Origin of the sequence: Phormidium sp. FACHB-1136 (assembly GCF_014697375.1) — a bacterium.
In the GTDB taxonomy this organism is placed as follows: Bacteria; Cyanobacteriota; Cyanobacteriia; order Phormidesmidales; family Phormidesmidaceae; genus Nodosilinea.
The window spans coordinates 18,653-31,757 of sequence record NZ_JACJRS010000068.1 but is presented as its reverse complement, the minus strand read 5'-3'; the positions used below and the strand labels follow the sequence as shown (position 1 = coordinate 31,757).

The 13,105-nt window shown below is 55.1% G+C and carries 13 protein-coding genes and 1 pseudogene; 2 read left to right on the top strand and 12 right to left on the bottom strand.

All coding sequences use genetic code 11. The features are described 5' to 3' along the window. The 6 genes and pseudogenes from H6G62_RS27510 to H6G62_RS18215 all read right to left on the bottom strand — a co-directional run. Positions 1-284: pseudogene (locus H6G62_RS27510) on the bottom strand (IS1 family transposase); the annotation flags it as partial. A 163-nt stretch (positions 285-447) separates the two neighbouring features. After that, positions 448-939 (bottom strand): IS5 family transposase, encoded by a 492-nt coding sequence (locus tag H6G62_RS18235; protein WP_190497733.1) that lies wholly within the window; start codon positions 937-939, stop codon positions 448-450. Positions 940-1,232: 293 nt separating this feature from the next. Next, complete coding sequence (locus H6G62_RS18230; protein WP_190497731.1) at positions 1,233-2,219, bottom strand: SPFH domain-containing protein; 987 nt, start codon at positions 2,217-2,219, stop codon at positions 1,233-1,235. 110 nt (positions 2,220-2,329) lie between these two features. Continuing rightward, positions 2,330-2,683, bottom strand: coding sequence for a hypothetical protein (locus H6G62_RS18225; RefSeq protein ID WP_190497729.1), 354 nt, complete (start codon positions 2,681-2,683; stop codon positions 2,330-2,332). 96 nt (positions 2,684-2,779) lie between these two features. Next, positions 2,780-3,013 (bottom strand): hypothetical protein, encoded by a 234-nt coding sequence (locus H6G62_RS18220; RefSeq protein WP_190497727.1) that lies wholly within the window; start codon positions 3,011-3,013, stop codon positions 2,780-2,782. Positions 3,014-3,214: 201 nt separating this feature from the next. Beyond that, complete coding sequence (locus tag H6G62_RS18215) at positions 3,215-3,817, bottom strand: superoxide dismutase (RefSeq protein ID WP_190497725.1); 603 nt, start codon at positions 3,815-3,817, stop codon at positions 3,215-3,217. A 291-nt stretch (positions 3,818-4,108) separates the two neighbouring features. Between H6G62_RS18215 and hemJ the strand changes: the two genes are divergently transcribed. Beyond that, complete coding sequence (hemJ, locus tag H6G62_RS18210; RefSeq protein WP_190497723.1) at positions 4,109-4,696, top strand: protoporphyrinogen oxidase HemJ; 588 nt, start codon at positions 4,109-4,111, stop codon at positions 4,694-4,696. Between the two features lie 102 nt (positions 4,697-4,798). Here hemJ and H6G62_RS18205 read toward each other — a convergent pair whose 3' ends face one another. Next, positions 4,799-5,923 carry an FAD-dependent oxidoreductase gene (locus tag H6G62_RS18205; protein WP_347239381.1) on the bottom strand — a complete coding sequence of 375 codons (1,125 nt, stop codon included), beginning with the start codon at positions 5,921-5,923 and terminating at the stop codon, positions 4,799-4,801. A gap of 23 nt (positions 5,924-5,946) precedes the next feature. After that, positions 5,947-6,396, bottom strand: a complete 450-nt coding sequence (gene psbQ / locus H6G62_RS18200; protein ID WP_199325097.1) for a photosystem II protein PsbQ — start codon at positions 6,394-6,396, stop codon at positions 5,947-5,949. Between the two features lie 219 nt (positions 6,397-6,615). On the opposite strand from psbQ, the gene H6G62_RS18195 reads away from it, so the two are divergent. Continuing rightward, the gene (locus tag H6G62_RS18195; protein WP_190497720.1) at positions 6,616-7,872 is read left to right on the top strand and encodes an HD domain-containing protein; all 1,257 of its coding nucleotides are present in this window, start codon (positions 6,616-6,618) and stop codon (positions 7,870-7,872) included. Between the two features lie 46 nt (positions 7,873-7,918). Here H6G62_RS18195 and H6G62_RS18190 read toward each other — a convergent pair whose 3' ends face one another. The 4 genes from H6G62_RS18190 to H6G62_RS18175 form a co-directional block, all read right to left on the bottom strand. Continuing rightward, entirely contained in the window at positions 7,919-8,704 is a 786-nt protein-coding gene (locus tag H6G62_RS18190) for a photosystem II S4 domain protein (protein ID WP_190497739.1), read from the bottom strand. A gap of 496 nt (positions 8,705-9,200) precedes the next feature. Continuing rightward, positions 9,201-11,504 carry a DUF4157 domain-containing protein gene (locus tag H6G62_RS18185; RefSeq protein ID WP_190497718.1) on the bottom strand — a complete coding sequence of 768 codons (2,304 nt, stop codon included), beginning with the start codon at positions 11,502-11,504 and terminating at the stop codon, positions 9,201-9,203. A gap of 191 nt (positions 11,505-11,695) precedes the next feature. Further along, positions 11,696-12,313 (bottom strand): Uma2 family endonuclease, encoded by a 618-nt coding sequence (locus tag H6G62_RS18180; RefSeq protein WP_190497716.1) that lies wholly within the window; start codon positions 12,311-12,313, stop codon positions 11,696-11,698. Between the two features lie 136 nt (positions 12,314-12,449). After that, positions 12,450-13,103, bottom strand: coding sequence for a DUF3226 domain-containing protein (locus H6G62_RS18175; protein WP_190497715.1), 654 nt, complete (start codon positions 13,101-13,103; stop codon positions 12,450-12,452). Positions 13,104-13,105 lie beyond the last annotated feature (2 nt).

Below are 13,105 nucleotides of genomic sequence, written 5' to 3'. Positions count from 1 at the left end.
GGTGTTGTTTCGGGATCGCAAGCATCCGGGAGGCGTTCACCAACTTGCTTCACCCCAGCAATAACCGTCGTATGATGCACCCCTTTGACCCGCTCAACCCCTCTAAATCCGAGGCCGTTGGTGTACATCTTGAGACACTCACGTCGGACTTCATCGGAGTACCCCCGGTAGGGTTCGTAGGCATCCATAAACTGACGACCGCAAGCGACACAGATGTGATTTCGCTTACCTTTTCTCTTGCCATTTTTACGGATATGAGTGGCTCCACATTCCGGACATTGCATTGCAGATTACCCTAATTCATCTTTTAATTATGCAACGCCCAGAAGAGTTCATCCCCAACAGCGAAATCTACAGCGTTCCCCCCAGGGCACTGGTTTCTAAAAGTATGATTCTTGATTTCTCGTTGCCTAGATCTCTTGTATAGCAAGCGCCCTACAAGGCGTCCTACTTTAGCAGTTCAGTGCCGCCTAGACGGGGCAGACGTTCCCGCTCATCGTGGACGGTTTGAAGGAGTTGCTTGGCTCCTTCCCGCTCCGGGACCCTAGCGGCAACGACCTTCACCGATATCAAGAGTCCCATCCTATCGACCAGGGTAAAGCGCTTACGACCCTTGATTTTCTTGCCTCCGTCATAGCCGACCGATTGGCTCACCATCACCGCACTGGGCACCGTCTGGGAGTCCAGTGCTCCGGCGCTCGGTGTCGGGTGACGGTCTTCGGCCACCCGCACCCATTCCACCAAATGGTCATGCACCCGCTTCCAAGTCTGGTCATTGATCCATTGTCGGAAGTAGTCGTACACCGTGGAATAGGGTGGAAAGTCCTTCGGTAACAGCGACCAGGCGCAGCCCGTCGTCAGGACATACACAATGGCGTTGACCACCTCATACAGGTCAACGGTGCGAGGCCGTCCCGTGGCTTTTGGGTCAGGGAGCAACGGGGAGAGCAGATCTCACTGGTCACGGGTCAGGTGGCTCGTATAATCTGATGACATGGCTTCTAAGGGGCTACAGTGTTCATTACCCTGAGCCTAATACCGAGGAAGCCTTTTCTGCGATCCGGGTCGCTGTGTGCCAATTGATACTTTCCAAATATCCTCCAAGAAGCTGGAAAATCACATTGGCGCGATCTGGTATTTCATCCATCACTACAATGCGTCCTTACAGCTTTAGGACTACCTGCAATTTAAATGCATATCAGTTTACTTTGCTCTGTGTGCCGTGCCCCCACTCAGGGTTGGGGAGGATGAGGATTGTCTGTGGGATTGTCTGTGGGATCACCCATCGTAACCTGGGGGACAATCGATTCTGGATCGATCCGCTGAAGCAAGGAAAATGCCTGGGCCATCTGCACTGGGAACAGCAGCACCGTATTGGAGGGGCTGGCCCCGAGGCCATCGATGCTTTGCAGGGTGCGGAGTTCTAGGGCAATGGGGTTGCGAGCCATGATGGCAGCGGCCTGGGCCAAACTGCGGGCGGCAAGGCGATCCCCTTCGGCCTTGGTGATGGTGGCGCGTTTTTCCCGCTCCGCTGAGGCTTGGCGAGACATCATCCGCTTCAGGTCTTCGGGTAGCTCAATGTCTTGCAGACGGATGGCATCGATGTGTAGGCCCCACTCCCGTGCCTGGGCTTCCACAATGGCCCCAATCTGCTGCTGAATTTGCTCCCGTTCAGACAGCAGTTCATCCAAGGACAGCCCCCCCACCACATCGCGCAGGGCGGCTTGGGCATGTTGCGATACCGCAAAGCGAAAATCTTGAATCGAAGCCACTGCCTTTTGGGCATCTTTGACCCTAAAAAAGAGGGCGCTGTCGATTTCGGCGGGCACGTTGTCGCGGGTAATCACCTTTTGGCGAGGAATGTTGATGACCAGAGTTCGCGTGTCGATGAACTGCACCGCCTCTAGCACCGGAACCACATAAAACACCCCAGGACCACGCACATCCTGGAGCTTACCCAGTTGCAGAATCACGCCCCGCTCCCATTCCGCCGCCACTCGCACACCACCCACCACCACGCCCCAAAAGAGGGCCACCAAGCCACCCCCGGCCAAGCCCATCGTCCGCCCTCGCGGCGGCAAAATGGCCAACAACAGGGCCAGCAGCACAATCATCGGCCCCCAAAACAACACCTGACGTACCCCCCGCCCCAGAGACATATGCCCCTCGGTGGGCTTGGCATAGACGCGATTGGAACTCTCAGCGGCAGAATTGGTCATAACGGCGACCTTTGTACAGTGTTTTGTCCCAAGGCTAGCTAACCCCAGCCCCAAACGAGGGGACTATGGCGGAACTGTAATAGGCTTCACGATGGCCGTAATAAACGGGTCTACCGTTGCAGCAGAACCAACATCAGGCTGACCAACACCAGCGCCAGAATCGCCCCTAGCCCTTGGTAGCGGCGCAGCCATCGGCCCAGGGTTTCCCGCCGCGTAGGGGTTAGGTCATCCATGGCCTCATCCTGCAAGAGACGGTAGAGGGTGCAGGTTTGGGCCTGGGGTCGCTGGGGAAAATTGCAGCTATCGTCGGCATGGTAGCGGCAGGTAGGGCAGAGCGTGTCACCGACCTCAGCCCGATGGAGGGGAATGCCGGGGTGCCCGTGGGCCTTGAGGATAAGCTGACACCGAGGACATTGAAGGGCCGTGGCTTCAAGGGTGGCCTGACAGCGAGGGCAGGTCGGCATGGGCAGAACAGGTCGCGACGGGATGCTCGTATGCTAGCGCGTTGAGATAGGCGGGGATGGAGGGTTTGGGGCGCAGCGATGTGTTAGTACGGGGAGTCAGGCGGTGGGCGGCTGGGTCTTGAGGCGCTGATCGACCCAGCGTTTGGCTTTGTAGATGGCTTCGCGGCGGCTGTAGACACCGGGCACCGCCACGGCACAGCCCCGGTCGTAGGTGGCCCACACCGAAAACAGCGGCAGACCTTGATCCTCACTTTGGTCAAGATCAAGCTGAAAACCACGATAGGTAAAGGACATCACCACATGGGGGTAGTCGGGGTCGGCAAACAGCATGGGGGACTTGGGAAAGGAGGGTTACTTTGTTATGGCAAAAAAACGGAGCTTAGGCCACAACCTACGCCCAATGGCACAGAGGTTTACGACCTAGGGCTTTGGAATGGCTAAAAACCCGGTTTCTGAGTGGTCGGGCTATCGACGGGGCTGAGTCTGTCCGACGGAGAAACCGGGTTCTTGGCGGTACCGACCTTCTAGGTTCTAGGCGCTGGCTAGGTTCTGGGCCGCAAAGTCCCAGTTCACTAGGTGATTGAGGAAGGTATCGATGTAGTCAGGACGGCGGTTTTGGTAGTCCAAGTAGTAGGCGTGTTCCCACACATCCATGGTGATCAGGGGCACTTGGCCTGCGGTGAGGGGGTTATCGGCGTTGGCGGTTTTAGTCACCTTTAGGGTGCTATTCTCTAGCACCAACCAGGCCCAACCGCTGCCAAACTGGGTAGCCCCAGCGGTTTTGAAGGCTTCCACAAACTGGTCGTAGCCACCGAAGTCGGCCTCAATTTTTTGGGCCAGTTCCCCCGTGGGGGCACCACCGCCACCGGGCTTGATGGAATTCCAGTAAAAGGTGTGGTTCCAGGCTTGGGCGGCATTGTTAAAGACCCCCTGCATTGAGGCATCCCCGGCAATGGCTTTGATCACCGTTTCAATGGGTTGGCTGTCGTGGGGGGTACCCGCTACGGCCTTGTTGTAGTTGTTCACGTAGGCGGCATGGTGCTTGTCGTGGTGGATTTCTAGGGTTCTTTGCGAGAGGTAGGGCTCTAGCGCATCGTAGTCGTAGGGCAAGGGAGCTAATTCGTAGTAAGCCATGGGGCTCCAACGGGTAAAAGACGCCCGGATTATAAAACCCAGTCCAAAGCCTGCGCTATGCCTATGGGGGGGAGGGGCATCGGCCCTCAGTTGAGCCCCAAACGTTAAGAACCATCGCATTATCCTTTCCAGGGGTAAATCGCTGGATAACAATAAAAAGTGGGCTTAACGGTTCGCAATATTCCGCTCACCAAGGTGTTTTTGGCATCTGGGTGTCGCCTGGAGATGCGGTGTCCCAACCCTGAAATCTCAATCCGTCCCATCGTTGCAGCGCAAGTTTTTATACGTCCTATGGCCTACTACTGGTTCAAAGCCTTTCACATTATTGGTGTCGTCGTCTGGTTTGCGGGGTTGTTTTACCTGGTGCGCCTGTTCATCTACCACGTTGAAGCCGAGGCCGAGCCGGAACCCGCTCAAAGCATCCTCAAAAACCAGTACGAACTGATGGAGCGGCGGCTCTACAACATCATTACCACCCCCGGCATGGTGGTGACGGTGGTCATGGCCGTAGGTTTGCTGGTGCAGATGCCGGAATACCTCAAAGACGGCTGGATGCACATCAAGCTGGGCCTGGTTGGGCTGCTGCTGGCCTACCATTTCTATTGCGGACGGCTGATGCGCCAACTGCACCGAGGGGAATGCCAATGGTCTGGCCAAAAGTTGCGAGCCTTAAACGAAGCCCCCACCCTCTTGCTGGTGGTGATTGTGATGTTGGTGATCTTCAAAAACAGCTTCCCCACCGGAGCCACCACCTGGCTCATGGCAGGGCTGGTCGTATTCATGGCCGCGACCATTCAGCTCTATGCCCGCAAGCGCAGGCTAGATAAGGAAAAAGCCCTCGCTGCCCAAGCCACCCAGGAACTTCAGGAGGTTTCCTAAACCATGCACACAGCCAACTCCGTCTGATTTGAAGCGATTCCGGCTTCCCGCTCCGCAGTACCCAGGACTGGTCTCTTGGATTGCCCTGCCCTCCTGATCCGTTCAAGTTACTCCATACACCCAATCTCGCACAGCCAGAGCCGTGGCAGGGGCCAGCAAGACGCCGTTGCGGTAGTGCCCGGTGGCCAACATCACATTTTGGTAGCCTTCCAGGGGTTTCAGAACGGGGGCGGCTTGGCTCTGGGGTCGGGGGCGCAGCCCAAACCAGCGGTCGGTGATGGTGCCCTGGGCTAGGGCGGGGCAGTAGGCCAGGGCTCCCTGAAACACCTCATCTAAGCGCGTGGGGTCGGGGGGATGGGCCAAAAACTCGGCGATGGCAGCTTCTGGATCGTCGGGGTTGGCGGGAAATTCTACCGTAGCCCCGATCCAGTAGTCGCCACCCCCTAGAGGCACCAGGTGAATATCGTTGCCGTTGATGACGAGGGGAACCTCTGAAGAATCGAGGGGGTTAGGCAGATGCAGCCGCAAACCTTGCCCCAGCACTGGCCCTAGGATGGTCGGCTGGTGGAGCGAGGCCGTGAGCGGGGTACTGCCTAGGCCCGCCGCTAGAATCACCCGATCTGCGGCGAAGATTTGGGTGGGGGTATGCACTTCGGTACAGGTCGCCTGTGGCGGTTCTCCGGCGGTCACCGCCTCGAACCCGACCACCGCTTCCCCAACGTGGAAGGAGACGCCCCGCTGGGCTGCCGCTGTTATTAATGCCTGAGTCAGTTCCGTGGGGTGAACCTGAATATCCTGGGGAGAATATATCCCCATCACCGCTTGGCTCACCGCTAAATATGGACAGCGCTCAAGGATTTGATCCGGCGTCCAAAGCTCTAAACGATATCCCTGTCCTTGACGGATGGCTTGGAGCGATTGCCAACGGGGCAGGGCTTTGGGGTCAAACACGAGGCTGAGAATGCCCTGGTTGTGCTGGATGGGATGGCCAAGGGTCGCTTCGAGTTCTGGCAATAGGGTTTGATAGCGGCGCAGGCTTTGTTCTCGCAGTCGCCAGTTGCGACCCTTGGCCTTTTGGCTAATCACCGCCATCGCCACGCCCAGGGCCGCTCCGGTGGAACCACTGGCGGGTGGGTGGGGATCAATGACGGTGATCACCAGATCAGGGCTTTGGCTGAGTTCATAGGCGATGGCAGCCCCGATCACGCCACAGCCTACAATCACCACTTGCTTCAAGGCGGTTATGGCACCTATGGGAAGGTGGGCACCAAACGGAGGAAGTTGTCGAAGTCATCCAAGGCGTTGCGGTACTCCTGTCCAGCAATCACCTGCTGTCGGTTGGCGGCGGCTTCGTCCAGGCGTTCTAGGTGAGCATAGAGTTCTTGGGCCAGGGCTTGAGCCTTTTCCTTGTCCTTGGGCAGTAGGGTGGCCGCCAAACGGTTAGATCGGGCGCGGAGTTCACCCATGGGGCCGTGGATGAAGCTCTGGACATTCACCCAATCTTCTTTTTGAATGTAGCCTGCCAGTTCGGGGAAGCGTTTGCGTAGGGTGGCCACCCCAGGGCTGTAGAGTTCCACCTGTTGCAGTACCGCCGGGGTGTAGGTGGTGGGTGCTTTACTGACAGGGCCGCCGCCACAGGCCACCAGCGTGGTGGCCATCACAGCAAGCAGAATTCCGAGCAGGGGTCTAAACCGTCCCATAATCATGGTCTCTACGTCTCTCAAAACAGGTCTCTCAAAACAGGATAAATCACACCCAAAATGAGCTTCCGGACAAATTGCCCTATGTATTCTACGCCCCTAGGTGAAAGTTTATCTGCTTGCAGCCAGTATCGCCGACGGAGTCAGCGCAAGACAACCCATGAGCAAGCAGGTTATCTTGCCAGCAATGTCGAAGTTGTCTAGGATAACGGCCCCCGAATGCCCAAGCCTTCCCGTACCTACCACGACCCACTCCATGGGGCGATTACCCTGCACACGAGCGACCCCGAAGAGGCATTGCTGATTCGGCTGATCGATACCCCGGCCTTTCAGCGGCTGCGGCGGATTCGGCAACTGGGGCCAGCCTACCTCACCTTCCACGGGGCAGAAAGTTCGCGCTTTACCCATTCCCTAGGGGTGATGGCCCTGGCTCGCCGTGCCTTTGACCCGCTGGTAATCCGATACCCTCAGTTGCGCCCCCACCGAGCCACCGTCCTCTGTGCAGCCCTGTTGCATGATATTGGCCATGGCCCCTTTAGCCACACGGCGGAGGAAATTTTTGGCCTGCACCATGAGCATTGGACCCAGCGCATTATCCAAGACATCCCTGCCATTCGAGACCCGCTGCACCAGTATTCCCCCAACCTGATCCCCAGTTTGGTGCAGGTCTATACCCACACCCACCCGGTGCCGCTGGTGTGGCAGTTGGTCTCTAGCCAGTTGGATTGCGACCGTTTGGATTACCTACTGCGCGACAGCTACTCCACCGGGGCCAGCTATGGACGGCTGGATCTTGACCGCATCCTTATGGCGTTGGAACTAGAACCGGACAGCAACCGCCTGGTGGTGGCCCACAAGGGACTTTCCGCCATTGAGCATTACCTGGTGGTGCGTCACTTTATGTATGCCCAGGTGTACAACCATCCCAAAAATATTGCGGCGACCTGGCTGCTCAAATGCGCCTTCCACCGTGCCTGCACCCTCCATCAATCGGGGCAACTCGCGGTGGATGACACCGTGGCGGCGTGGTTGCAATCGGCCCACGTTCCCCTCAGCCTTAGCACCTATCTGGCCGCCGATGATGTCGTGCTGAACTACCACCTCCAGCGCTGGCAGTGGGGGGACGATGCGCTACTGGCGGATCTCTGCCGCCGTTATCTGGATCGAGACTTGCTAAAAACGCTGGAAGTCACTCGTCTGTCAGCGGATCAGCAGCAGACCTTCCTGGCCCAAGTGCAAGCCCACCTGGATCGTCAGGGGCGACCGGGCCACACCTACGCCACCCTCGAACACACCTGGAGCCGAGGCTACACCACCTATCAACAGGGCATCCATATGCATGTGGACAATGCCTTTACCGACATCAAAGATCTGTCGCCCCTGGTGAACACCCTCAGCCAACCCTCGGAGCGCATTTGGCTGATCTATCCCCGCGACATTCAGCCCTGGGTGCAGGATCACTACGCCGCCTACTAGGGGCTGGTGAGCGCTGGCGATGGGGGCCAAATCACGATAGGGCGAGCTAAATATAGCGAGTCAGGTTGATGCGGTAGCGTTCCTTTTTGGTGACGGCCACCTCGCCAATGGAGAGCCGTCCTTTGCCGCGAATGGCGACCAAATCTCCGGCGGCGAGGTTGTGGCTGGGCTGGGTGATGGTCTTCCAGTTCACCCGCACATCGCCAGCGGAAATCAGATCGGCCATTTTGCTGCGCGACATGCCAAACCCCGCCGAAGCCACGGCATCCAATCGCAGGGAGGCTTCCACGGTGGTCAGTTCCTTAGTTTTGGGGGGGCGCACTTTCAGTTCCTCCCAAGGGATAACCTGGGTTTTGACCGGAACCGACCGCACCTGGGTGAGGTGGAGGGTGAGGAAGTCCGCCAGTTCGGGCACCACAATGGCCTGGGCACCCCTCTCGCCCAGCACAATAATGTCGCCCACCTTGTCGCGCACGAGGCCCGTACCCAGCAGCGAACCCAGGAAATCCCGGTGGGTAGCGGGGTCGAACATAAAGTTTCCGGCCATGCTTACCAGGGCGAGGGGAATGGGGCTGGCCTCTAGGGCTAGGGGCAGGTCGCTGCGGGCCATGGCGAGGCGCTGCCGTTCCGCCTGGGGATAGCCGCCCCAGCCCAGCATGTGGACATCCGTGAGACGCTGAAAGACACCCTCCGCCTCCATTCGCTCCGGCGGCGAGAGAAAATCGGTGACAACCACCTCCCAAGTTTTGATGGCCTGATCCGCCTGATCCAAAAGTCGGGCCAGACAGTCGCGGTTTTCAACGGATTTCAGCAGGTCATCCTTGGGCAGCATAGGCACAAATAATCATCAGCAAAGGGGCTGTGTTCACTTTACCGCCATGGGAAGGTGTGATGGCTGAAAGCAGACGGTCAGGGTTGGTTCCTTGGAGGCCGACGGTGCCTGCCGCCCAGTCAGACTGTTCTGGACACCAGGCCAGGAACTCATCCATTCTGCGATTTTAGCTCAAGGGTATTGCCCCATTGGCCCCGTTGGTAACACCACCTTTTTGCACGGCTTCACCTCCGTCTTCGGCATTTGTCGCCAGCCCTAGGGGTTGACTTAACCTTCCCTTTCCGGCAGCAGAATAGAGCTTATAGAGAGGTTTGTGGGTGTTAGGCTTCGTTCCTCAATCCAACCTACGGCGAGCGATAGCACTGGTAGCTTACATTCTCCGCTAGAGCGGTGGGTGAGAAGTGAGGTAGAGGAATTCTATTGAGGATGTGGGTGTTGGGTTGCGATTGTCGGTGGAAGCCGATGGGGTGGTGAGAACGCTTAACCCAACCTACGGCTACGGCTTGATGACAATCGAACGAGTGAACAGAAGATTAGCTCCGCCTGGTGGAACGCGATTATTACGAGTAACAGTTTGACCGTTGCTTGCTTTGTACTTGTCACCTTTCTTGACAAATGTCAGCGCTTCGAGTTGAGCAGCGATAGTTCCAACCGGACCAGAAATGCCAAGTGTGGGGTCGTACTCCTTGTTGCCAACTTGAAGCCATTCATGTCCGTCGCCAAAGAAAATACGGTTGACGGTAGCGTACCCTTTAATATTGCCCCACTGCTGAACGTTTCCGTGGAATGTGGTCTCTCGCGTCAGAATTCCAGTGCCAGTGCCAATTCCTGCAAGCGGTTTAGTCAACATCGGGCGCATATCCTGCACGGGAAAAGCGCCTGGTACACCACTAGGAAGAACCGCTTTGAACACCTCAGTTAAGATATTACTAAGTGTCATACAAGGCGCTCGTACAGCATCAGTAGTATTACCGAGAAGGAAGTTAGCAGTACTAAACTCCGCAGAGTTAGTTGCGTAGCCCAAACCCGTGTTTGGCTGGTCACCAAGGAACATAGCAAACACGCTGTCAGCAACATCGGTGATCGATGGTTGATCTTTTGTTGCAATATCATCCTCAGCGGCATCAGAAATACGAACGATAGGCATTTTCTCTTGTAGATCAGCATATATTTGAGGTGTAGCTTTAAGCTTTAATGCATTACGAAATGGCGTATACTGCAACATTTGCATAATCTGATTTTCGTGGTCTTGGGCAGCATGTGGGAGGATGAACCGAGTGATAGCTTCGTCAGCCTGCTTTTTAGTCATCCAACTATAGTCGGCGATCCCCTTGATAGTCATTGAAGTCAATTGCCCAGCGCCAACTGCCTTGTGAGGAGCTGCAAAGAAAATCGTCGCCCATTCTGCTCGATCGGTCGTTTTCAAGGCATCTGTAACGGTTGTCTGAAATAGTTCGTAATGCTGATCATAAAGCTCCCCACCTTTTTGTTGTGTCAGGTTCATGTTTCTCTCAGTAACAGCCTGAAGGTACTCGGCAACAAGTGGTGCCAATTCAATAGCATGCGCATCACTAATCGATTGGATCTTAATGTCGATGATTGACTTGAGGTTATCGACGAAACCTTGACGAACGCTTGTGTGCCCTTTCTGTGCTTTCTTGGTTTCCCACTGATGGATAGCTAATTTAATATCATAAAGCAGCGAGCGCTGTTCCGCCTTCTTGTCATCACTGTTTCGGATGGCGTCAAAGCGCTCAATGCAGTCGTCGATTAACTTAAGTTCATTAGAGCGTTTTTTATAGTCAATTTTTGAGTCAGCTTTCCATGTGTCTTTGTCTGGAACATCGGTGTAGCGAAATATGATGTCGGAGGTAGCGCTACTCAAGCGATCTCTGCCAATATGAATAGCATTTGATGAAGATAAAGTCTTAGCAGTTGAATGTTTCTGTACTGGTTTGGATGGTTGAAGCGATCGCTGCACCGACCTCCCATTTTGCTGCACCACATGGGTCAACTCATGGGCAATTAACTCTTGCCCACCGCGACTTCCAGGCTGATAAGCACCCTGGCGAAAGAAAATATCTTGCCCCGTAGTAAAAGCTTTGGCTTGAATAGAACGGCTTAGCTGGTCAGACTGGGTATCGGTATGCACCCGCACACCGCTAAAGTCGGCCCCCATGGCTTGGCCCATTTGCATCTGCAAGGTAGGCGCTAGGGCTTGTCCATTTCCTCTAGCTCGCTGAATTCCATCTTCTAGGTCGGGCGAAGCATCCCCCTCTATAACTCCTTCAGAGAAGGCCGATTTCATTTGTAGTTTTACCCCAGGGGGCATTGCTGACCGCTGGGGCATTGGTTTCATCTGTAGCTCATCGTCTTCAGACAGTTCTAGCCGCTGAATCATCGGCTTCATTTGTAATTCGTCGTCTTCATCGAGCAGGGTTTCCCGCTGAAGCATTGACTTCATTTGCAAGATAGGTTGCTCTGGCCAAGCCTGTCGTTGGACAGATTGGGCTTGGTAGGTTCGATTTTCGGTAGGCAGATTGGCGGCGGGTGAATGAATACGCTGTACGACCTGAGCCGCCACGCGGTCGGCTTCCTGTTCATAGGGGTCGTTCGGTGCGCCGATGGTGAGCTTGGGCTGTAGGGGTGGGGGCGATCCGCCAGCCGCTCTCACCTGAAAGTTCAGCTTGGGAAAGGCGGGGGCACTGTCTAGGGCAGGGGCATCGGGGGTGGCAAGGTCAGGAGTCTGGACATCAGGGGCGGCAACATCAACCTGGGGCGCAAAGGGGCGCGGGGCCATCGCATGGGATGGGGTGGTAACGGGCGCGGGGGAAGACTTTTTCTGAAAGTCCGGTTGCGACGGCTGAGCCATGGCGCACCTTGAATGGGAGTGGGAATGCCCTATTTTTTCATAGTGGGCTGGGGAGTGTCGTTAGACGATGGTCGAGTATTTGGGCTGTTGGGGGGTGAATGGCTTGGAGGCTGGCCCGTTTACAACCCTGCCCTAAACACCTGCTGCGCTGTCAGCGAAAAATCTGGAAATACTGCCGACACAATCCGTTCATCGCCGCGAAACTGTCGGAGTTCGTACTCTTCCTCTACCAAAGTACAGACCGTAATAGTGGGTTGCTTGGGGTTGCCGATGTAGCGTCTGCCGCCCAGCCCCAGGTAATCCACAATCCAGTATTCTTCGATGCCAAGGCTTTCGTAGTCGGCCATTTTGAGGGCGTAGTCATCCCGCCAGTTGGTGGAAACGACCTCAACCACCAGCTTCGCCGATGTCCCCCGCTCGATTACCGACGCCCTATCCCAGCGAGGTTCAGTTGCTAGGCATGGGCGATCCAGAACGGTAATATCGGGTTCATAGCCCGTATCGTCAGAAATGCACAGAATACATTCTCTGGGAATAAAGTAAGGAGCCTGCATTCGGGCGATGGTCTGGTTTAAAGCGTTGATGATAAATCCAGTGATTTCTGAATGCTTACCCCTGGGTTTTGGCATTTCAACAATTATCCCGCGCCGTAATTCATAGCGATATTCAGCATTTTCCGGGTACCAGACCAGGAACTCATCGATTGAAATTGGGGATTTGTCAAACGCGGCAATCATGGCGATAGATCTTCCCGCAATCGTGTTTCAAAATTCTAAGCTACCTAAATTTAGGTTAAACTTCGGTTCCTCAGTTTTCGCATACATGAGCCTTGCTTTTGAGTGAAGATTATTGACGTATCCCCCAAAAAACACCTTATTGAATTAAGCCATACAAGGTCTTAAACCAAGTCACAAACCTCTGCGCCTTGGGATGATTAGGATGTAGAATACGCTCCATGACGGCTTGATGCAGTTGTCGCCCTGGAGGATCTTGCCAAGCTAGCCAGGTATAAATATTGGCTTTATCAAAATGAGTATCTGTAAATACAGCACCTTTACGTTGAGCTTCATTGGTTGCGGATTGGGCAAACTGCCAGAGTACTTCACTGTCTGTCGGAATCATGTAAGTCAAGAAAGTTTCCAGCATGCCGCGCATTTTGTTGTCGGGCATCATCCATATTCCAAATTGAATCCCAGTGGGTGTAGTATGTATTAAGCCCTCTTCAGGCAAAGCTTCTGGAAGATCGGGAATACTCTTCAAACTTGCATTTTTAATGCTTTGCCAACGTCCCACAGGATTGTCATCGGCATCAACCATGATACCGAGTGCAGAAAGCCCAGAAGCTTGTAACTCTGTTGAAATTACATCTGGATTAACCAACTTTTGATAGCCATCATACTCACGAATGAAGACAATTGGATTTTTACTAGTTCCCCAATTTATCCCATTAGCTTCGATTACTTCCGGTATGACGAAGCGATCCTGCTTTCCCTCAACGAGAAGAACTCTGGGGTAAATAACAACCATGT

Bases quoted from the DNA above. Each gene is read 5' to 3' on its own strand.
- H6G62_RS18230 (WP_190497731.1), bottom strand. From the start codon at position 2,219: ATGACCAATTCTGCCGCTGAGAGTTCCAATCGCGTCTATGCCAAGCCC.
- H6G62_RS18225 (WP_190497729.1), bottom strand. From the start codon at position 2,683: ATGCCGACCTGCCCTCGCTGTCAGGCCACCCTTGAAGCCACGGCCCTT.
- H6G62_RS18220 (WP_190497727.1), bottom strand. From the start codon at position 3,013: ATGCTGTTTGCCGACCCCGACTACCCCCATGTGGTGATGTCCTTTACC.
- H6G62_RS18215 (WP_190497725.1), bottom strand. From the start codon at position 3,817: ATGGCTTACTACGAATTAGCTCCCTTGCCCTACGACTACGATGCGCTA.
- hemJ (WP_190497723.1), top strand. From the start codon at position 4,109: ATGGCCTACTACTGGTTCAAAGCCTTTCACATTATTGGTGTCGTCGTC.
- psbQ (WP_199325097.1), bottom strand. From the start codon at position 6,396: ATGGGACGGTTTAGACCCCTGCTCGGAATTCTGCTTGCTGTGATGGCC.
- H6G62_RS18195 (WP_190497720.1), top strand. From the start codon at position 6,616: ATGCCCAAGCCTTCCCGTACCTACCACGACCCACTCCATGGGGCGATT.
- H6G62_RS18190 (WP_190497739.1), bottom strand. From the start codon at position 8,704: ATGCTGCCCAAGGATGACCTGCTGAAATCCGTTGAAAACCGCGACTGT.
- H6G62_RS18185 (WP_190497718.1), bottom strand. From the start codon at position 11,504: ATGGCCCCGCGCCCCTTTGCGCCCCAGGTTGATGTTGCCGCCCCTGAT.
- H6G62_RS18180 (WP_190497716.1), bottom strand. From the start codon at position 12,313: ATGATTGCCGCGTTTGACAAATCCCCAATTTCAATCGATGAGTTCCTG.
- H6G62_RS18175 (WP_190497715.1), bottom strand. From the start codon at position 13,103: ATGGTTGTTATTTACCCCAGAGTTCTTCTCGTTGAGGGAAAGCAGGAT.